Below are 19,904 nucleotides of genomic sequence, written 5' to 3' on the forward strand. Positions count from 1 at the left end.
CTCCCCGCCTACCCGCTACTCACTACTCGCTACTCACTACTCGCTACTCGCTACTCGCTACCCGCTACTCGCTACTTCGCCTCCTCCTCCCCCGCGGCCAACTCGGCTTCCACCTCATTAAGCTGCGCGGTCACTCCCATGATCAGCAGCCGGTCGCCCGGCTGCAGCACCCACCCCGCATCCGGCGGCAACTGGCGCTGACCCGCGCGTTCGACCCCCACTACCTGCACACTCAGACGCTGCGGCCAGGCCACCTCATCAAGCCGCCTACCCGCCACCGCACTGCCGGCCGGCACGTCGAGCATCTCGACCGTCAAGTCATCGAGATCCCCGTCAGCGTCCGCCCACTCACTCCCCACCGCGTCCAACAGCAAACGCTTCGCCGCCGCGATCTGCCGCAGCGTGCCGAGCAAAAGCAACTTGTCTCCCGGGAACACCGTCGCCCCCGCCCCCGGGTTGTTGATGCGGAAACCGCGCCGCTCGATCGCGATCACCGCAACCTCACACCGGCGCCGCAGATCAATCTCGGCCAGCGTGCAACCCGCTCCGCCGAAACGATCGGGCAGTTCCAACTCGCCCAAGTGCAGCCCCCACGGGGCATAACGATCGGCCCAGGCCGGGGTGCCGGTCGGCGCCGCCGGGTCCTCCCCCAACGAGGCCTCCAGCGCCACCTCCATCTCGCTGTGCCAGCGAATGAACTGCCGCCAAAACAACATCGCCGCCGCGCCCATTAGCACCACGACCCCCGCCGCCAACCAGACGCCCCCCTGCACCGGGGCCACGTTCCACAACCACAACGCCAACCCTACCGCCACCGGCCAGAAGAGCATCGCTTCCAGAAAACCTTTGATGCGGTTCCAGGCTCGGTTTTTCCGCGCCAGATAATTGGCCACGATCATGGCGACCGCCTGCAGATTGCGCAGGATCGCGATCAGCGGCACCAGCACCAACAGCGCCAACACCGCGCCTAACGCGACCGTCGTGCCAACCCACGGCACCGCCTCCTCGCCCCACGTTTGCAGCGCCAGCCGCACCCCCGGGCGCGCCAGCACCAACAACGCCGAGACCAGCGCGACCTCCACCCCTATCTGCACCAGCCGTCGCCGCAGGAGCTTCCACAAGAGATTGCGGTCCCGTCGCTGCTTCAGTCCTTCCAGCAAGCGGTGATACAAGGACAGCACCTGATCAAAACCCGGCCAGCTCCGCCCCGCCACCAGCTGCGCGATCCGATCGCCCTGCTTCACCAGCACCGGCCCAAGCAACGCCGTCCCGAGCGCCGCGCCCACTGCCACCGCCAGATACTCCCGCGGCAACACCCCGCCATCGATACCGAGCTGCGCGATCACAAAAGAAAACTCGCCCAACGGCGTCAGGATCAGACCCGCCCGCACTGCCGTCACCTTGTCCTGCCCCAATAGCATAAACATCACCGCCGCCGCCAACGCCCGACCCACCACGGCCACCACCAGCGTGAGACCGATCGTGCCGCTCACCGCCGGCAGCGCTGCCACCGGAATCGACATGCCCACCGCCACAAAAAAGATCGCCCCGAACATATCCCGCATCCCGGCGAACGCCCGGTCCAAGGTCGGCCGCTGCGGGGTCTCCGCCACGATCGCGCCGAGCAGGAAGGCCCCCAGCGCCAGCGAATACCCCGCCTTCACCACCATCAAAGCCACCGCAAACAACAATCCCGCCACAAACAGAGTCTGCAGCTCCGTGCTCGCCTCCTTGCCCAGCCACCGCAACACCCGCGGCACCACCAGCAGCCCCAGCGTCGCCAGCACGAGAACAAACCCGCCAAACAACGCCACCGTGCGCCCTACTCCGGCCCCCGGCGCACCGCTCCCCTCCGGCACCACCGAGCCCAACAAGGTCAGCGCCACGATCGCCACGATGTCCTCCGCCAGCGTCACGCCCAGCGCCAGCTGACTGCTCTTGTCGTGCGAGGTGCCGCTGTCGTTGAGCAGTTTGCCAATAACCGCCGAGCTGCTCACCACCAACAGCGCGCCAAAAAAGATGCCGCCGGCTGGTTCCAAGCCCAACGCCTCGCCCAGACTGCGCGCCGCCGTAAACACCAACAACGCGCCACCCGTTGCGACCACCACCACACTCAGCCCGAGCTGCCGCAGTCGCTTGAGACTGAACGACAGCCCGATCCCGAACATTAAAAACACCAGGCCCAACTCCGCAAAGAGCCGCACCCGGTCGACATGCTGCACCACCCCGAGCCAGTCCGGCGTGTAGGGTCCCACCGCCATGCCGGCGACCAGGTATCCAACAACTGGTGACAAGCCAAGCCGACGGCACACCAGGCCGCCGATCGCTGCGGCGATCAAGATGATCGCCAGATCCTGCACAAAAATCGCCGCTTCGGTCATGAGGGTGAGAAAACGTCGCTCACAGTGCTCGCCCCCGCACCGCAGGCAAGCGAACCCGGACGGTTCCGGGAGACTGTCCCCGGGGTTGTAACTCCCGTCCAACCTGTCAGCGTCGCCGAAACCTACCTCGCATGATCGAAACGCTCGTCCCGATTTATGATGCCATCGTGAACGTGCTCACCTTCGAGCTCTTCCACCTCGGCAAAAGCGCCATCACTCTGGCGACCATTCTCAAATTTTTCATTCTGGCCGGCTTTGTCATCATCGCCGAGGCGATGTTGCGCCGCGTCCTGCTCCAGCGTGTGCTCCGCCGCACGCACCTCGACGAAGGCATGAGTTTCGCCGTCGCGCGCATCACCGGCTACGCCTTCATCGTCCTCGGCATCTACCTCGCCCTCACCTTTGTCGGCATCGATCTCAGTTCTCTCGCGGTGCTCGCCGGTGCCATCGGTGTCGGACTCGGTTTCGGCCTGCAGAACATCGTCAACAACTTCATCTCCGGCATCATCATCCTCGCCGAGCGACCCATCGCCATCGGCGACCGCGTGGAGGTCAACGGTGTCGCCGGCCAAGTCACCCGCATCAGCCTGCGCAGCACGGTGGTGGTCACCAACGACAACATCTCGGTCATCGTGCCCAACTCCAGCTTCATCAGCGAAACCGTCGTCAACTGGAGCCACGGTGATCCCAAGGTTCGCATCAACATTCCCGTCGGCATCGCCTACGGCTCCGACGTAGAGAAATTCCGCAAGGTCATGATGGAGGTCGCCCTCGCCCAACCGGAAGTCCTTCGCGAGCCCGCGCCCAATATTTTCTTCATCGGTTTCGGCGACAGCTCCCTCGATTTTGAAGTCGGCGTCTGGACCGCCGAAATGCTGCGTAGTCCCAAAAAATTCCGCAGCGAGCTCAACTACGCCATCGAGCGTGCCCTGCGCGCCAACAACATCGAGATCCCCTTCCCGCAGCGCGACCTCCACATCCGCAGCGGCACCCTCCCCATCACCCGCGAACAGCCCTAGGGGCCTAGGTGGCTACGAGCGTGAGCGAGTGGATCCACGGGACCCAATCAAACCGCAGATCTCGCCGATAGACGCAGATAACCGTGAGGCACCGCGGATTCTCAATCCGCACACAGCGCCACTCCACCGCTCACTACCAAACGCAAAGCACGCGCCCTCCGTGTTAATCCCCTTCGCGTCCCTTCGCGCTCTTAGCGGTTCCCTTCCTTCCTGCCCCTGGGCCCCGTTCACCTTTCACCTTTCACCATTCACCATTCTTCATTCACCATTCCCCTATTCTGCCGCCACCGGTAGCCACACCTTCACTTCGGTGCCCACCATCGCTTTGGACTCCAGCGTCACCGCGCCGCCATTACGCCGCGCGATGGCATACACCACCGCCAGACCCAGCCCCTGAGCGCCTTCCCGCGTCGTGAAATACGGATCGAACACCTGCTCCAGATTGCGGTCCGCCACCCCCTCGCCGTTGTCGCGCACCACCAGCTGCACGTAGCGCCCGGGCGCGAGCACGGTCTCCTTCGCGCCGGGCCGCATCACCTCCTCGACTTCCAAGGTTAACGCTCCGCCGTTGGGCATCGCCTGCATGGCGTTGAGCAGCAGGTTCTGCAGCAGCTGTTTGAACTGGTCAGGATCCACCCAAGCCCGACCACAAAAACCTGCCGCCCGGTGCTGCACTTCGATCGCCTTGGGCAGCCCAAACTGCGCCACCACCTCCGCCACCACGCGGGCCAGATCGGTCGCCGCCGGTTTCGGTTTCCCGCCCTTGGCCAGCGTCGTGAGGCGATGCACCAGATCCCCCGCCCGGATCGTCGCCACCCGCGCGTGCTCCAGCCGCTCCTGCCCCTCCACCGAAAGCGCCTCCCCGGCCTGCAACCCCGCCAAATGATCACCAATCACCCGTAACTTGGCGTTAAAATCATGCGCCACCCCACTCGCCAGCGAGCCCAGCGACTCCAACCGCAGCGCCTGCTGTAAATCTGCCTCCAACTGCGAGGCCCGGCGAATCTGGTCATTGATCTCATATGCCTGCTGGGTCACCCGCCGCTGCAAAGTCCACGCCCATGCAAAGGCCAACAACACGCCCGCCAACGCCACCCCGGCCGCTATCCGCACGCGCTCGATCGTCCACCACCGCGGCGGAGCCAACACCGTGACCTGCGACGGCGCCGCCAGCAGCAGCCGAAAGCCCACCGCCTGCCCCTGATCATCAAACACCGCCGCGTAGACGCCCTCCAACCGCACCCGGCTGCCCGGCTCCGGCATCGCCTGCTCCTGCTCCCCGTGCAGGACCTCCGCCTCAAACACCGTGCGCCCTTCCTGCAACGCCAGCAGCGCACGCCCCTCCGCCCGGTAACGTTCCAACACCTGCGCCGTCACCGCCACCCGCTGGCCGTCCAGCCGCGCATCCGCCTCTCCCAGCGCCGCCAACTCCCGCACCGCCGGCAACGTCCCCGTGCCCACCGGCACCACCACCGCTTCCCGCAACACCGTGCGCCCGCCACTGCGGCCCTGGAAACCCGCCACCTGCACCCGCGTGCCCGCCGGCAGACTCTCCTCGCGCCGCGTCTGCACCAGCAGCCACGCGTCACCATCCACCAAATACACCCACCCCTGCGGATCCCAATGCACCACCGTGCCCTCCACCTTGAGCCGTCGCCGCTGGTCCGCCGCTGAAATGTATTGCCCCACCTCCTGCATCGGCCGCAGCGGGAGCACCTCCAGATCCGCCGCCCCCTCGTCCAACACCTTCACCGCCGCGACATCCTGCAACCACAACTGCACCCCCGTCAGCCGCCGATCCTGATTGGTGATCGCCGTGCACACGCCCGATAACGCCACCACCGCGCCCACCAAGCCCCCTGGCTCACTGTCCACCGGCAACCGCGCCTGAAACGGCCCCGCCGTCGACGTCAGATCCAACACCGCCCAGCCGCGATCGCGGCGCGCCCGGTGCACATACCCCGTCAGCTCGACCCGCTGTGCCTCCTCCACCCCGGTCAACGCCTGCTCCAGCGTCACCCGTCGCGCCGGGGGCAGTTCCACCCGCCCGACCGGCGTCACCCGCGACGCCTGCACCGCCGGCGCGTAATCGCCCATCACCGTCACCCCTGCCACCTCCACCAGCGTGCCCGGCGGTGGCGGCGACTCCGTGGAATTGGCCCGATACACGCCGATGCCGCCCGACGAATCCTGCACGTAAAACAACATCGACCAACGGCTCGACCACGTCACCACCCCACTCAACGTCAGCGGGTGACTGTTGGCCGCCTGCTCCGGCCGGAGCTCGATCGCACTCGCCGCGATCCGGTGCAGCACCCGGCTAAAATTGTCCCCATCGGCCGGCACCCGGTTCGCCGCCTCCGGCAGCAGCACCAACATGCCCTGCGTGAGTCGCAACGTCAGCCCCTCCCCCCTCGGCACGCCGACGACCTCGACCTTTCGTCCCAGCAGATCCTGCACCGGCTGCTCGGTCACCACCTCCACCTGGCCACTCGCATCCCGCACGAAGGGATGCCCCTCGGGTGAGATCCGCACCACCTGACCCTCCACCTTCACCCGCGCATGCTCCGAGTGCTCCCTCAGCTCCTCCAAGGGGGTGGCCAAGCCCGCAAACAGCGCCTGCTCCGCCAACGACCCCAACGCCTCCACCTGCTCCAGACTCGGGCAAAACGCATCTGCCGCCGTCAGGTTACCCAAGCCATCAAAACGCGCCCCGCCCACCGCATTCACCCGCACATACTGCCCCGCCAGTGTCGGCACTGGCTCGGTCGGATCCACCAGCACCCAAACTCGCGAGCGTTTGCCATCCACCACCATGTCGAGCTCCAGGTGGTCCTCCCCTGCAAACCCCTGCGCCAAAACCAAACCCGCAAAAGAGATCGGGTGATTCACCTTCGATCGCAACCCCTCGACCGTGAAGGTCACCGGTTCCCACGCGATCGCCGCCTCGCCCACCACCGTCACCACCGGATCCCGAATCGTAAACACTCCCCCCGGAGCCACCGTGCGCCCCTGCAGGCGCACCCGTTGCCCGGACTCGATCGGCAACATCGCCTCCACCTGCAGATACTCCGCCAACGAAGCATCTTGCACATGCAGGATCGCCCATTCCCGATCATAGACCAACACCTCCACCTCAAAATCGTAGGCCAGCCCCGCCTCGCGATCCGCCACCGGCGCCGCCCAAAACTCCGCCAACTCGCGCAACACCCGCTCACCCGCCGCCTCCTGCGCCCACCCCGTGATCACCCAACTCATCGCTCCTACCCACCACAGCAGGCCCAACCAGCAAAGACGACGAAACGGGGTAGACACAGCGCTAGCACAGCGCCCCCCCGCGCCCACCACAAGCCCCTGCCGCTAAGCAATCTCCCCCAGCTCCTTCGGACAGACTCGCGTCGGCACCCATTTTGCTGAATTGTCCCGCGCAACCCTCGCCTCCCGGGCCCCTCTTAATCGCCCACTCCCCACATCATGGACGTTATCGCCTTCCTCATCGCCTTCTTTGCCTTCCTCACCGCTGCCCATTGCAAAACTCAGATCAAGACGCTCGAGCGCCAGATGGCCGTGCTGCGAGCCCGCAGTCCCATCGCAGACTTGGATCTGCTCAGTGAGGAAACCAAGGCCCTCATCGCGCAGGACCGGAAATCGGAAGCCCTCTACGCCATCAAAGCCGACGTCGGCTGCTCCCTCAAAGAGGCCGAGCCCATCTGGGACAAAGCCAAAGCGGCGTCGTCCACCTGACCCCGCCGGGCCCACAGCTGACCGAGAGGGCAGCGGGTTTTCTTAACGCAAAGGACGCAGAACCGGAATAGGCGGACGCGGACCACCTCGGCCCTGTCCGCCGAAGCCTCGGCGAAGCAGGAGCCGCGTCGTTCCACGTGCCCTTCAGCCCCCCCGTATCCACAGCGCCACCACGCTCCCCTTTTCGTGCATTTTTGTGCCTCTTTGTGGCTACAATCCATTAACCGCAGATCACGCCGATGACCGCAGATACCGTGAGGCACCGCCTCTTCACGCAAAGGCCGCAAAGACGGGGCCCGAGCCTAAGGGGTCAATACTATATTCGTGAATTGGTTCCCCTGCCGCTCCGCCATCTTAGCTGGCTGCCCGACATGGGTTGGCTTCGCTGCGCTCGTCCCGCTTAAACGGGATCAACCTCCGGTTGCCCCATCTCCGCCTCGCTGCGCGGGCCTCCGTCGAACCCATGGTTCTCACCCCTGCCGCTCCGCCGTCTTAGCTGGCTGCCCGACATGGGTTGGCTTCGCTGCGCTCGTCCCGCTTACACGGGATCAACCTCCGGTTGCCCCATCTCCGTCCCGCTGCGCGGGCCTCCGTCGAACCCATGGTTCTCACCCCTGCCGCTCCGCCATCTTAGATGGCTGCCCGACATGGGTTCGAACCATGACTAGGCGAGTCAAAGTCGCCTGTGCTACCATTACACCATCGGGCAGTGATGGGTGGATCGGGCAGCGTGGGACCTTTGCCTTCCGCGTCAAGCGTGTGTTCTGCACCGCTCCGCTTCGCCCCTGCCGTCCCTACTTGCAATCCCACCTCAGTTTGCCCTCCGCAGTAAAGAATTGCCCCTCGCGCGTCGCTAAAGCTCGCTGGTTGAAGCTTCTTCATGCCCTCCGACCCGCTCTGTCAGCCTTCGTCGCCGGACCGGTCCCGCCCTCAACGCCGGTTCGGTTTGCTCTCCCTTCTCGGCATTCTCCTTGTCGGGGGGGTAGACTCTGTCGTTGGCCAAACGGCTTCCGGTCCGTCGGCGGCCCCCGACCAGACAAACCCGCCACTGCCTGTCGTGCGTAACTGGGCGAGTTATTGGAGCCTGCCGGAACGTGTGCTCCCGGGCCGCGCCGCGTTCGATTTCAAAGCACACGTGGTTTATTTCGATCCGGATTGGCGCCTGCTTTGGCTGCACGACGGCACGGTCGCCGGCTACGTCAAGGACGACTGGGACTCCATGAACGTGGAACCCGGGAACTACTACCACATCACGGGCGAGATCCAGCTCCCCGCCGCCGAGCTGTCCCTGCGTGATGCCGTGATCACCGCGCTGCCGCCCGAACCCCTGCCCGCCCTGAAGGTCGACGATCTCACCGATCATCAACGCTTTCGGGACCAATTTGTGGAGATAGAGGGTCTGGTGGAGAGCCAGTCCCGCGCCGACGCCCAGCACCTCCAACTGAACCTCGCCGCCCACGGCCGCCGCTTCAGTGCTTGGGTGTTGGCCCCTTCCGACGGCGAATCCATTTTCTGGACGGGCTCCTTCGTGCGCCTCTCCGGGATTTACAACGCGAGGGTCACTCCCGCCGACGAATTCGTGAGCCTCGAGGTGATGGTCGGCCGCGAATCCCAAGTGCAGTTCCTGTCCCATCTGGCGGACGCCCCCCGGTTCGAGATTCCCGCCAGCCCGATCAATTCCCTCACCGAAGCCGCTCCCGACCAGCCGGTGCGCATTGTCGGCGAGTTGGTGCAACAGGTGCCGGGTCAATTCGTCACCGTGCGCGGCGAAACCGGCGAGGCCCAGGTTTTCACCGGCCAGATGACGCCCCTCCCCCTCCACACCCGGGTGGAAGCCTGGGGTTACCCCCGCGCCCAAAGCATGCAAGTGGAACTCACTCAAGCCTTCGTGCGACCGGCGGTCGCTGCCCCCGAAACGGTGCCGCCGAACGGTCCGGTCCGCCAGTTCACCCTGTCGCGTCGGGTGCTGGGACTCGCCCCCGAAGTCGCCAACGAAAAACTGCCGGTCGAGCTCGATGGCGTCATCACGTGGTCGCACCCGGAATCGCCGTTTCTCTACCTGCAGGACACCAGCGGAGGCATCGGCGTATATGTCGGCAGCAATCACCCCGAGATCCCTAAATTCGGCACTCGCGTAACGCTGCGCGGCACGACGGGCCTGGGTGACTTCGCCCCCGTGGTCATTGCCAATTCGTTTACCGAAACCGGCACCATCGAACTCCCGACCGCCCGGCCCATCACCCTGGATGCGGCGGCCACCGGTATCTACGAAGCCCAATGGGTCTCACTCACCGGCTATCTCCACCGCGTCGTGCCCGGAGCCAATCGCACCCTCCTGGACCTGTCCACCATTGCGGGGGACTTCCGCGCCGTGCTGCCTGAGACTTTTGATTTCACCGACCAAGAGGGCGCGATTGTGACGGTCGAGGGGGTGTGCACGGCCCTCACCGACGAGCGCGGTCGCGTCACCAGCATTCGGCTTTGGGTGCCATCCCGCGAACAGTTGCGCATCGAGATTCCCTTCCCGGAAAACCCTTTTGCTCTGCCCCTGGTCCCGCTCGCCGACTTCGGCCGCTTTGGCACGGTCGAGTATTATCGACGTCACGTGCGGGTGACCGGCACGGTCCTCGCCTCCACCCGTGACCGCGTCGTCTTGATCCAACAAGGGCCCTCCACCCTGCGGCTGTTGCGCCGCGATGATCACCCGCTGCGCGCCGGCGATCGCGTCGACGCCGTTGGCCTGCCCACGCGGTCCGACCAAAGCTTTGCCTTACGCGAAGCTCAGATCCGGGTCGTGGGGCCGGGCAATCCCCCCGCGCCTCATGATCTGCCCAACCCTCGAATCCTACACCCCGAATGGGAAGACCGTCTGGTGGCCGTCGAGGCCGAGCTCCTGGAACTGGCCATCGTCGACTCCCGCCCGCACCTCACTTTGCGCAGCCAGGACATCGTCTTCGAGGCCCAGGACCGGGGGCTGGATCCGATCGACCCCGATGAGCTCCGCACAGGGAGCCGGCTGCGCCTGAGCGGCATTTACCACCTGCAGCGCAATAGCTTGGGCGATCCCGAGAGTTTTAACCTCCATATCGACGGGGCACGGTCCGTCGATGTGCTCTCCCTGCCCTCGGCTGGCCCCCCCCATCGCTCGCTCTACGTCGGAGGTTTTTTGGTGTTGATGAATGCGATCACGCTCATCTGGGCGCTACGACTCCGCCGCCACCTCCACGCTCTGACCTGAGTCCCGGTCCCTCCGCGAACCGCGGTCATTACGGCTGTTTTGCGACAATCCACCGACAACGGTTTGCATCCCACTGCAAACCGTTGCAGAGTGATCGCCCAACATGAGTGAGAGCGATAACAAGCCGCGTCCACGCATCCTGTTTATGGATGACGAAGCCGATATCCGGCGAGTGGGCGGCAAGGTGCTCAAATACCTCGGTTACGAAGCGGTCGAAGTGACCAAGGGTGAAGAAGCCATCGCGGCCTACACTGAGGCTCTCAACAGCGACCGCCCCTTCGTCGCGGCCATTCTCGATCTTCAGATTAAGGGTGGCATGGATGGTATCGCGACCATGGAAAAACTGCGTGAACTGGACCCAGACGTGAAGGGCATCCTTTCCAGCGGCCTGCCCAAGGATACGGCCGATCCGTCCATCGCCTCCTACGGTTTCGCGGGCACCATCAACAAGCCCTACGAAATCGCCGCCCTCAGCGCCGTCCTCAAAGACATCCTCGGCCCCGCCTGAGCCCACGGCGCACCGCCTCCGCTGCCGCTGCGAGGATCCACCGCGCTACCGGATTGACGCGATAAATCCCGCTTCCTTCACTCGCTCCTCAAATGAGCGAAACTGAGCCGGACTCTCCCGCCCCGAAATATAAACGTATCGTCCTCAAATTGAGCGGCGAGGTCCTGCGTGGCACCGGCACCGATCCCATCGATCCCGAAGTCCTCAGTCGCATCTGTGGTCAGGTAAAAGAAATCCACGACATGGGCGTCGAGGTCTGCGTCGTCATCGGCGGCGGCAACATCTTCCGCGGCCTCCAGGGCGAGTCGCGCGGCGTCGATCGCACCACCGGCGATTACATGGGCATGCTCGCCACCGTCATCAACGGCCTCGCGATCATGGACTGCCTCGAGAAGATGGGCGTGCTCACCCGTGTGCAGACCGCCATCCCGATGGACCAAGTCGCCGAGCCTTTCATCCTCCGCCGCGCCCGTCGCCACCTCGAACGCAAACGCGTCGTCATCTTCGTCGCCGGCACCGGCAACCCCTACTTCTCCACCGACACCACCGCTGCCCTGCGGGCCAACGAAGTCGGCGCCGACATCATTTTCAAGGCCACCAAGGTCGACGGCATTTACGACAAGGACCCGAAAAAGCACGCCGACGCCGTCAAATACGACGACATCACCTTCATCGATGCGCTGCGCCAACGCCTCAACGTCATGGACGCGACCGCCTTCTCGCTCTGTCTCGACAACGACCTGCCCATTCTCGTCTTCGACCTCAGCGATCCGCACGCCATCCGCCAAGCCGTCCTCGGCGAGAAGATCGGCACCCTCGTGCACAGTTAAATTATAAGTTCATTCGCCAGCCCCCCACTCTTTAGCTTAGCCTCTCACCATGCCTCACGAAATCGTCAACGAAACCGAAGCCAAGATGAACAAAGCCGTGGACCACACCCTCCACGAATTTGCCAACATCCACACCGGCAAGGCCACCCCCGCCATGGTGGAAAACATCCCGGTCGAGGCCTACGGTTCCTCCATGCGCATCAAGGATTGCGCCGCCATTTCCACTCCCGACTCCCGCATGATTGTCATCCAGCCGTGGGACAAAGGTGTCATCCAAGCCGTTTCCAAGGGCATCCAAATCGCCAACATCGGCCTCAACCCGGTGGTTGACGGCGGCCTCGTCCGCGTGCCCCTGCCCGAGATGAGCCGCGAGCGCCGTCAGGAATTCGTCAAGGTGGCCCACCGCTATGCCGAAGAAGGCAAAGTGGCCGTCCGCAAAGCCCGTCACGACGGACTGGATACGCTCAAAAAAGCCAAGCTGCCCGAGGACGAATCCAAGCGGATCGAAAAAGAAATCCAGGCCGTAACCGACAAGTTCACCGCCACGATTGTCACGCATCTGGAGGAGAAGGAAAAAGAACTCCTCGAGGTCACCTGACCTTTCCCTTACACCATTCACCCCGGGGCGTCGCAAAGTCGGCGCCCTTTTTGTGCCACCGCCTCTCTCCTCCAACCTGAATCCCGCATCAAGCATCCCGTCTCCCGCCTCCCGTTCCGTGCCCGCATCCTTCGCTAATTTTTCCGCTCAACCTCCCAAACGCGTCGTCGTCAAACTCGGCACCGGCGTGCTCACCTCCGGCATCGGTCAACTCGATACCGGACGCATCGCCCACGTCTGCGCTCAAATCGCCGCTCTGCGCGCGGGCGGCACCGAGGTCATCGTCGTGTCCTCCGGCGCCGTCGGTCTGGGCATGGGCATCCTCGGACTCACCAAGCGCCCGTCGCTCCTCGCCCAGAAGCAGGCCTGCGCCGGCATCGGCCAAAGCCTGCTCATGCAGACCTGGCAGCAGGGCTTCGACCCTTACGGCGCCCATGTCGCCCAGGTGCTGCTCACCCACGAGGACTTGCGCGCCCGCGCCCGCCACCTCGGCGTCAAAGCCTCCCTCGAAGCGCTCATCGCCTATGGCACCATTCCCGTCGTCAACGAGAACGACACCGTGAGCGCGGCGGAAATTCGCTTCGGCGACAACGATACCCTCTCCGCCATGGTGGCCGGCCTCACCCACGCCGACTACCTCGTCATCCTCTCCACCGCCCCGGGTCTCATCGACATGCAGGGCACCGGCGAGATCGTGCCCACGGTCAACCGCATCACCCCGCAGATCGAAGCCATGGCCGGCGGCACCACCTCCGCCACCGCCGTCGGCGGTATGGTCTCCAAAATCTCCGCGGCCAAACTCGCCGTAAAATCCGGCTGCGGTGTCTTCATTGCCGACGGCTCCGTCGAGAACGTCCTGCCCCGCATCTTTTCCGGCCACAACCCCGGCACCTACTTCGTTCCCAGCGGCCTCCCCCTCGAAGCCCGTAAACGCTGGCTCGCTTACTACCAACGCCCGACCGGCCGCGTGATCATCGACGCCAAAGCCGCCGCCGCCCTCTGCGACAAAGGCCGCAGCCTGCTGGCGGTCGGCGTCACCGGCAGCGAAGGCCTTTTCGCGGTCGGCGACATCATCGACGTCACCAATCCCGCCGGCGAGGTGATCGCCCGCGGTAAAACCCGTTTCGCCAACGTCGACGTTCCGCGTATTTCCGGCCTGAATACCGACGAGCTCAAGAATCTCTTCCCGCAGCGCCGCCGCCTCGAGGTCATCCACCGCAACGACCTCGTCCTGCTGTAGGGCGGCCCCGTCGCCCCCTCTTTCTCGTTCGTCTTTATCTTTCGCCCCGTTGCCCGAAACCGTCCCGCGCTGCTGGGATAAAGAGAACGAGAAAGGCTAAAGATCCGGAAACTACTCCACCGTCACCTTTTCGGCTGCACGTAGCGCACGCACGCCGACCGCGATGCTGGAGCCGACCATCAAAAAGGCCGCGACCACGGGGTGCAGCCAACCACTCGCCGCCAGGATCATGCCGGTGACATTGTAGCAGGCCGCAAAACGCAGGTTGCCGTAAATGCCGCGCCGCACGACGCGCCCCAGGCGGATCGCCCGCGGCACGACCCGCAGGTCATCACCCGCCATCGTGCCCATGGCCGACGCCCGCGCCAGATCCGCGCCCCCGCCCACCGCGATCGAGCCGTTGGCCACGCCCATCGCCGCCGCATCGTTGACCCCATCGCCGACAAATACGACCTGCCGGCCGGCAGCCTGATGCGCCGCGATGCGCGCAACTTTGTCCTCCGGCGACAAGCCCCCCTCGACCGGCACGCCGAGATCCGTCGGTGGATGCCGGTCGCCCGTGAGCACCTCCACTGCCACACCGAGTTCGCGCAGTTCCGCGAGCGTCTCGGTGAGGCCCACCCGCCAGCGTTCGCCCAGCTCCACCGTCGCCGCGAGCGCGCCGTCCACCGACACCCACACCGCCTTGGCCGCGCCCGACGGCGCGTCCCCGGTGAACCCATGCAAATCCCATTCGCCCACCGCGACCTGGCGCCCGTCCACGCGGCCACGCACCCCACCGCCCGCCACCACTTCCCGCTCTGTCATGGTCGTCGCCGAACCGGGGTCACCGCCCCCGGCTGAAACCAGGGCCTGCGCCACGGGATGCATCAGGCCGTCCTCCAACCGGGCCACCGCGCCGCGCAGCCAGGCCGACGACGCCGGATCCGTCCAAGCGCCCTCCATACGCCACGCCAACACTTCCATGCGCTCTTCCGAGAGCGTGCCCGTTTTGTCGATACAGAGTTGATCACACCGGCCGAGCGCGTCGAGCAGGTCACCGGTGCGCGCCACGACGCCGAGTTTCACCAACCGCGCCAAGCCACTCCAGACCGCGATCGGCGTGGCCAAGCCCATCGCACAGGGACACGCCACCAACAGCACCGCCATGGCGTTGAACAAGGCTTCCGGCCACGGCCCCCGCAGCCACCAGAACGCAAAGGTGCCGACACTCACCGTCACCACCACGGGGAGGAAAAAACGCATGAGCGTATCGGCCTGCGCCTGCAGTGCACTCGGCGCCACCCGCGCGCGTTCCACTTCGCTCAAAATGTGATCGAGACGGCGGGCGCCGATCGTGGGCGCGATTTCCAAATCGCCGTCGACGGCATGCGTTCCCGCCAGCACCGCCTCGCCTTCACCCCGCGGCACCGGCCGCCACTCGCCGGTCATGCTTGTCTCCGAAATATAACTACGCCCGCGCACGATGGTGCCGTCCACCGCGATGGCTTCGCCCGGCGCCACCAACACCCGTTCATCGCCGCGCAGCGCTTTCACCGGCTTGGTGACTTCGCGGCCATCGGGTTCACGCACCCGCACGCTCGCAAACTGCGCGCGGGTTTTATCGACCGCCGACAGCGCCGCGAGACGGCTGCGCGCGCCGATAAGTTTGCCCAGCGTGTGCACCGCGATGAGCACCGCCACAACTTCGTAATAGACTGCTCCAGTGCGGGTGAAGGTGCTCACCAACGATCCCGCCAGCGCGCCGGTCAGCGTGACCAAAAACAACAGATCGATGCTGATGCGCGCCTCCCGCAGCGAACGCCACGCTGCGCCCACCATGTCACCGCCGAGAAAGATCAACACGAGCAGCGCCGAGAGCATGAGTCCGCCATGCACGACCCAATAACCCACGCCGTCGGCCGGCGTCACATTGATCGCTAGGCCAAACACCATCGCCTGCCCCGCCACCGCGAGTCCGATGCCGATGCGCATCCAGCCGCGCGCCACCAGATCGGCATCGGCCTGCAAACCGGGTTCGGCCGTTTGCTCTGCCGCGTCGCTCACGGTTCCACCTCGAACCAGAACGGCACGAAGGTCTCGGTGTCGTTGAGCACCATCTGCGCCCAGATGACATACAGCCCCGCCTCCGGAATCGTGACTTGGAAATGCAGTTCCGGCGCGAGCGCATCCGGCGGGTTTACCAGATCGGTCTCGCGCGGATGCAGGTGGGCGAATCCACTGCGCTCGCGGTCAAAGGCCACGAGGTGCGCAAAGGCGCCCATCACTTCACCGAGCTGCACGGGACTGCCATCGAGCGCGCGGATCGCCAACGTCAGATCGGCCGGCTCACGGGCTCGCACCTGCTCACCATCGGTGCGCAGCGAGAAAGCAAAACCATCGCGCTCGGCCGTCGGGTTGAGGATGACCGGGTTCTGCGCCACCTCGCCCGGCACCTCGATGTCAGCGCTCGCATACAAACCGCGCGCCGTCGCCGCCGGCGTGAAATCGGCAAACACCCGGTAGGTGCCCGCGAGCTTCGGGGTGAAACTCACGTGCCATTCGCCCGGCGTCTCCCCCGGCTCGGGATGCAGGTGATGATAGTCGCGGAGGGTCGGATCGACCGCCATCAGGTGCAGCTTGCGCGTGTGCGCCACCAGCAGATCGACCGGACCGATCGCCTTGCCGGTGGACGTCGCCAACGTGAGCGTGAGGTCGAGCGGTTGTCCGACCGCGGCGGTCGTCGGCGCCAGCGTGAGGCTCACCGGCGAGCGCGCTGTCGTGACCGGCAGAAACTGCGGCGCCGCCGGATCGCAGAACTCGAGCACGTTCTCCCCCTCCAGGCGGAAATCGCCATGGCTCAGGTTGGTGCCGGTGGGCAGCCAGCGAAACACCGCAAAGATGGCCAACGCGCCCAGGGTGAGCACGACCATCTGCCGGCGTTGGGCCGGATTAAACGAGGGCGCTGTCGCGGTTTCGCTCATAGGTTTCGTCTCGGGCTGGCTCTGCTTCAGCGCACGATCTTGCGCACAAACTGTTGGGTGTCCCAGCGGCTGCCATCCGCGCGATCGATGATGCGGCCCTCTTCGTTCACCAAGAGCGTCGCGAGCGTGTGTTGAATGAGCGGCCCCTCGACTTCGGCCAACACGCCGAGCTGGCGCAGCAGGTCTTTGATGGCCGACTCCGGACCGGTGAGAAAGCTGTAGTTGCTGGTGTCGATGCCGCGCGCCGCCGCGTAGTCGCGCAGCACGCCAGGCGTATCGTATTCCGGATCGAAGGTGACCGAGATGAGCTCGAGTTGATCACTCTTGCCGGCCGCCGCGACGCCTTCCTGCACCGTCATCATGTTGGTCACCGCCGCCGGACACATCGTCGCGATCGGGCAACGCGTGTAGATGAAGTTGATCACCACCTTCTTGCCCCGGAAGCGGTTCATATCGACGACCTGACCACTCTGATCATACAGCGAAAAGTCGGGCAGGTTCTCGCCCACCGCGCGGTAAACCTTGCTGCCGCGAATGACCGTGTCCTCGTGCAACTCGGCGGCGGCGGCGGCGATCTGTGACTCGGACAAACCGTCCTGCACCCAGATGTGCGCGAGACGGAAGACGCCGTTGGCTTCTTCGATGAGGCGCGCGCGGATGCGTTGGCCGGCCTCAAGATTGGCGAGGTCACCCGCGCCGGCTTGGAACTCCATCACCATTTGCGGCATGTAGTCGGGGATGGGGTCGTGGTCGACGAGCAGGGTGCCGCGTTCGAGATCGACCTTCACGATTTGCCCGGTGAGCGGACGGCCGGGCACCGGCAGTCGTTCGGGTTGCGCTGCCTTTTCGGCGCGGTTGCATGCGGTGAGCAACAGCGCGGTGGTCACGAGGCTCACGCCCAACCAACGGCGGACGCAGCACGAGAACCCGGCAATCTTCGAAGTCATGTGCTCACGGATTCCCCGGCAGATAGATTTGTCAAAGGGAATGCGGCTCGTAGGGTGACCCGCTCTCCCCTTCCGCCCCGCCGCTTTCTGCCCACCATGCCGTTGCTCAGCACGTCCGCCCGTTCTTCCAGCTACCAACCCGGTTTGGCGTGGTTCGCCACGCTCGGCGGCATCTGGGTGTTTGTGCTGGTGATGCTCGGCGCGTTCACCACCAGCATCGGCGCCGGCATGATCTTTCTCGATTGGCCGCTCTCCAATGGATCGCTCAATCCCGACGGCTGGCTGAGCGACATCATGATGTTTGCCGAGCACTCCCATCGCCTGAGCGCCGGCATGATGTCCTTTATCACCATCGGCATCTGGTTGGCTGTTTGGAAAAAGGAAGCGCGCGCCTGGGTGCGGCACGTCGCGCTCTTCGCCGTGGCCCTGGTGTTCGTGCAGGCGCTGGTTGGCGGACTGCGGGTGCTGCTCGACCACATCTTCCTCGATTCGGTCAGCGTAGGTCGCCTCTTCGCCATGCTGCACGCCTGCCTCGCGCAGGTCTACGTGTGCACCCTGCTCACCATCGCGCTCGCGCTGTCGCGCCCCTGGATCGAAGCCTCGGCCCGCTCCGACGGACTGGCCGCCCTGTCTCGCCTCGGCCGGTGGTGTTGCGGGCTGTTGCTGCTCCAACTCGCCATCGCGGCGATCATGCGTCATAGCTACGCCGGCATGGCTATCCCCACCTTCCCGCTGAGCTCCGCCGACGGCGACCTGTTGCCGCCGCTGTGGAATTTCCGGGTCGGCATTCACTTCGCCCATCGCGTGATGGCGGTCGTGCTGAGCGTGGCGCTCATCACTTACGCCGTGAAGCTGGCCAAAGCACACCTCGGCGGCGCCGGCACCACCATTGCGACGCTGCTCGTCGCTCAAGTCGCCCTCGGCGCCTCGGTCATTTGGACCACCCGCAATCCCTACGTGACGACCGGTCACGTGCTGGTGGGCGCCCTGCTGCTCGCCACCACTTACGGCGCCACCCTGTGGACCATGCGCCGGGAAGGGAGGGTCAGCGTATGAGTTCGAACGACGCCGCTTCGGCCTCCGCCCATGAACCGCCCGTCGCGGCGGCCGGTCGTTTTGCCGACTACGTGGAGCTCACCAAACCGCGGCTCAGCATGCTGTCGGTCATCACCGCCATGGTCGGTTACCTTGTGGTGAAGGCGCCGTGGGAGTGGACCCATTTCATTGCCACCATGGTCGGCACCTCCGCCTGCGCCGGCGGTGTCGCGTCGCTCAATCAATGGATGGAGCGCGACACCGACGCCAAGATGCACCGAACTGCCGACCGTCCCCTGCCCTCCGGCAAAGTGCCCGATGGCGCTGCCTTTGTGCTCGGTTGGGGCCTGTGTTTTGGCGGCTGTTTCCTGCTCTTCGCGCTGGCCAGTCCGCTCGCCGCCGCTTTTGCCCTCGCGACCATCGTGACCTACCTCGCGTGGTATACGCCCGCCAAGCGCTGGTCCAAGTGGAGCACCGAGATCGGCGCCATCGCCGGCGCCTTTCCGCCCCTCATCGGTTACGCCGCCGCTCACGGTGGCATGGAACCGCTGGGGTGGGTCTTGTTTGGCCTGCTGGCCTTTTGGCAAATCCCGCACTTCATGGCCATCGCCTGGACTTACCGGGAGGACTACAGCGCGGTCGATTTTCCGATGTTGCCGGTGCGCGACCGCGACGGCCAAACCGTCGCCCTCTGGTCGCTGGTCAACACCGTCGCCGTGGTGATCGTGAGCGCCCTGCCAAGCTTCATGGGCGATGCGACCTGGATCTACTTCGGCGTGACGGTGCTGCTCGGGCTCTGGTTCATGATGCGCGCCGTCGCTTTCCTGCGCAAAGACGGCCGCGACCAAGCCGCCCGCAAACTGTTTTTCGCCTCCATCGGCTGGCTTCCGTTGCAGCTTGGTGCACTGGTGATCGATCGCCTCTTCTTGGTATGACGATTCACGACATCCCCGCCCTCAACGCCATGCTCAATGGCCTCGCCACGCTCCTGATGACCTTCGGCTTCGGCTTCATCAAGGCCGGTTACCGCGACGCCCACCGCAAGGCGATGCTCGCCGCCGGCGGCGTGTCGGCGATCTTCCTGGTCGGTTACGTCGCCCACAAAATCGCCGTGCAGGGCGTGCACACCCCCTTCGGCGGCGAAGGCGCGATCAAGGGCATCTACTATGCGATGCTCATCTCCCACATCCTGCTCGCCATGAGCATCGCCTACCTCGTGCCGCGCACCTTCTGGTTCGCCATCAAGGGCAACTATGAGCGGCACAAAAAGTGGGCCCGCTGGACCTTCCCCATCTGGTATTACGTGAGTGTGACCGGCGTCCTGGTCTACTTTTTCCTCTACCGCTGGTGGCCCGCCACGGCCTGAGCCGAGCCGCTACAAATCCTCATCCAGATACAGCC

Annotated in this window: 15 protein-coding genes and 1 tRNA gene; 10 read left to right on the forward strand and 6 right to left on the reverse strand. The window is 65.1% G+C overall.

Annotation, left to right across the window (positions count from 1 at the left end):
- Positions 1-71 precede the first annotated feature (71 nt).
- Complete coding sequence (locus K1X11_RS08425) at positions 72-2,381, reverse strand: cation:proton antiporter domain-containing protein (RefSeq protein WP_221029876.1); 2,310 nt, start codon at positions 2,379-2,381, stop codon at positions 72-74.
- 131 nt (positions 2,382-2,512) lie between these two features.
- Here K1X11_RS08425 and K1X11_RS08430 point away from each other — a divergent pair, with 131 nt between their 5' ends.
- Positions 2,513-3,400 (forward strand): mechanosensitive ion channel family protein, encoded by an 888-nt coding sequence (locus K1X11_RS08430; protein ID WP_221029875.1) that lies wholly within the window; start codon positions 2,513-2,515, stop codon positions 3,398-3,400.
- 273 nt (positions 3,401-3,673) lie between these two features.
- Here K1X11_RS08430 and K1X11_RS08435 read toward each other — a convergent pair whose 3' ends face one another.
- Complete coding sequence (locus K1X11_RS08435) at positions 3,674-6,715, reverse strand: ATP-binding protein (RefSeq protein WP_221029874.1); 3,042 nt, start codon at positions 6,713-6,715, stop codon at positions 3,674-3,676.
- Between the two features lie 159 nt (positions 6,716-6,874).
- Here K1X11_RS08435 and K1X11_RS08440 point away from each other — a divergent pair, with 159 nt between their 5' ends.
- Positions 6,875-7,144 carry a hypothetical protein gene (locus K1X11_RS08440; protein WP_221029873.1) on the forward strand — a complete coding sequence of 90 codons (270 nt, stop codon included), beginning with the start codon at positions 6,875-6,877 and terminating at the stop codon, positions 7,142-7,144.
- Positions 7,145-7,779: 635 nt separating this feature from the next.
- Here the strand turns inward: K1X11_RS08440 and K1X11_RS08445 are convergent.
- Positions 7,780-7,853, reverse strand: a tRNA-Gln gene (locus tag K1X11_RS08445).
- A gap of 348 nt (positions 7,854-8,201) precedes the next feature.
- Between K1X11_RS08445 and K1X11_RS08450 the strand changes: the two genes are divergently transcribed.
- The 5 genes from K1X11_RS08450 (at position 8,202) to proB (ending at position 13,558) form a co-directional block, all read left to right on the forward strand.
- Positions 8,202-10,382 (forward strand): hypothetical protein, encoded by a 2,181-nt coding sequence (locus tag K1X11_RS08450; RefSeq protein WP_221029872.1) that lies wholly within the window; start codon positions 8,202-8,204, stop codon positions 10,380-10,382.
- Positions 10,383-10,485: 103 nt separating this feature from the next.
- The gene (locus K1X11_RS08455) at positions 10,486-10,890 is read left to right on the forward strand and encodes a response regulator (protein WP_221029871.1); all 405 of its coding nucleotides are present in this window, start codon (positions 10,486-10,488) and stop codon (positions 10,888-10,890) included.
- 92 nt (positions 10,891-10,982) lie between these two features.
- Positions 10,983-11,720 (forward strand): UMP kinase, encoded by a 738-nt coding sequence (pyrH, locus tag K1X11_RS08460; RefSeq protein WP_221029870.1) that lies wholly within the window; start codon positions 10,983-10,985, stop codon positions 11,718-11,720.
- 49 nt (positions 11,721-11,769) lie between these two features.
- Entirely contained in the window at positions 11,770-12,318 is a 549-nt protein-coding gene (frr, locus tag K1X11_RS08465; RefSeq protein WP_221029869.1) for a ribosome recycling factor, read from the forward strand.
- Between the two features lie 118 nt (positions 12,319-12,436).
- Positions 12,437-13,558 (forward strand): glutamate 5-kinase, encoded by a 1,122-nt coding sequence (proB, locus tag K1X11_RS08470; protein ID WP_221029868.1) that lies wholly within the window; start codon positions 12,437-12,439, stop codon positions 13,556-13,558.
- A gap of 111 nt (positions 13,559-13,669) precedes the next feature.
- On the opposite strand, the gene K1X11_RS08475 is transcribed toward proB, so the two are convergent.
- The 3 genes from K1X11_RS08475 to K1X11_RS08485 are packed head-to-tail and all read right to left on the reverse strand — an operon-like array spanning position 13,670 to position 17,468.
- Entirely contained in the window at positions 13,670-15,604 is a 1,935-nt protein-coding gene (locus K1X11_RS08475) for a heavy metal translocating P-type ATPase (protein WP_324726144.1), read from the reverse strand.
- Complete coding sequence (locus tag K1X11_RS08480; protein ID WP_221029867.1) at positions 15,601-16,521, reverse strand: hypothetical protein; 921 nt, start codon at positions 16,519-16,521, stop codon at positions 15,601-15,603. Before K1X11_RS08480 ends, K1X11_RS08475 begins: the two co-directional genes overlap by 4 nt.
- 26 nt (positions 16,522-16,547) lie before the next feature.
- Positions 16,548-17,468: an SCO family protein gene (locus tag K1X11_RS08485; RefSeq protein ID WP_221029866.1), complete on the reverse strand. Its 921-nt coding sequence runs from the start codon at positions 17,466-17,468 to the stop codon at positions 16,548-16,550.
- A gap of 96 nt (positions 17,469-17,564) precedes the next feature.
- On the opposite strand from K1X11_RS08485, the gene K1X11_RS08490 reads away from it, so the two are divergent.
- From K1X11_RS08490 to K1X11_RS08500, 3 genes are read left to right on the forward strand one after another with little or no spacing between them, the layout of a single operon-like run.
- Positions 17,565-18,524, forward strand: a complete 960-nt coding sequence (locus K1X11_RS08490) for a COX15/CtaA family protein (RefSeq protein ID WP_221029865.1) — start codon at positions 17,565-17,567, stop codon at positions 18,522-18,524.
- On the forward strand, positions 18,521-19,438 hold the full coding sequence (cyoE, locus tag K1X11_RS08495) for a heme o synthase (protein ID WP_221029864.1): 918 nt from the start codon (positions 18,521-18,523) through the stop codon (positions 19,436-19,438). Before K1X11_RS08490 ends, cyoE begins: the two co-directional genes overlap by 4 nt.
- Positions 19,435-19,869 carry a DUF420 domain-containing protein gene (locus K1X11_RS08500; protein WP_221029863.1) on the forward strand — a complete coding sequence of 145 codons (435 nt, stop codon included), beginning with the start codon at positions 19,435-19,437 and terminating at the stop codon, positions 19,867-19,869. Before cyoE ends, K1X11_RS08500 begins: the two co-directional genes overlap by 4 nt.
- Positions 19,870-19,904 lie beyond the last annotated feature (35 nt).

This window comes from Actomonas aquatica (assembly GCF_019679435.2).
GTDB classification, from domain to species: Bacteria; Verrucomicrobiota; Verrucomicrobiia; order Opitutales; family Opitutaceae; genus Actomonas; species Actomonas aquatica.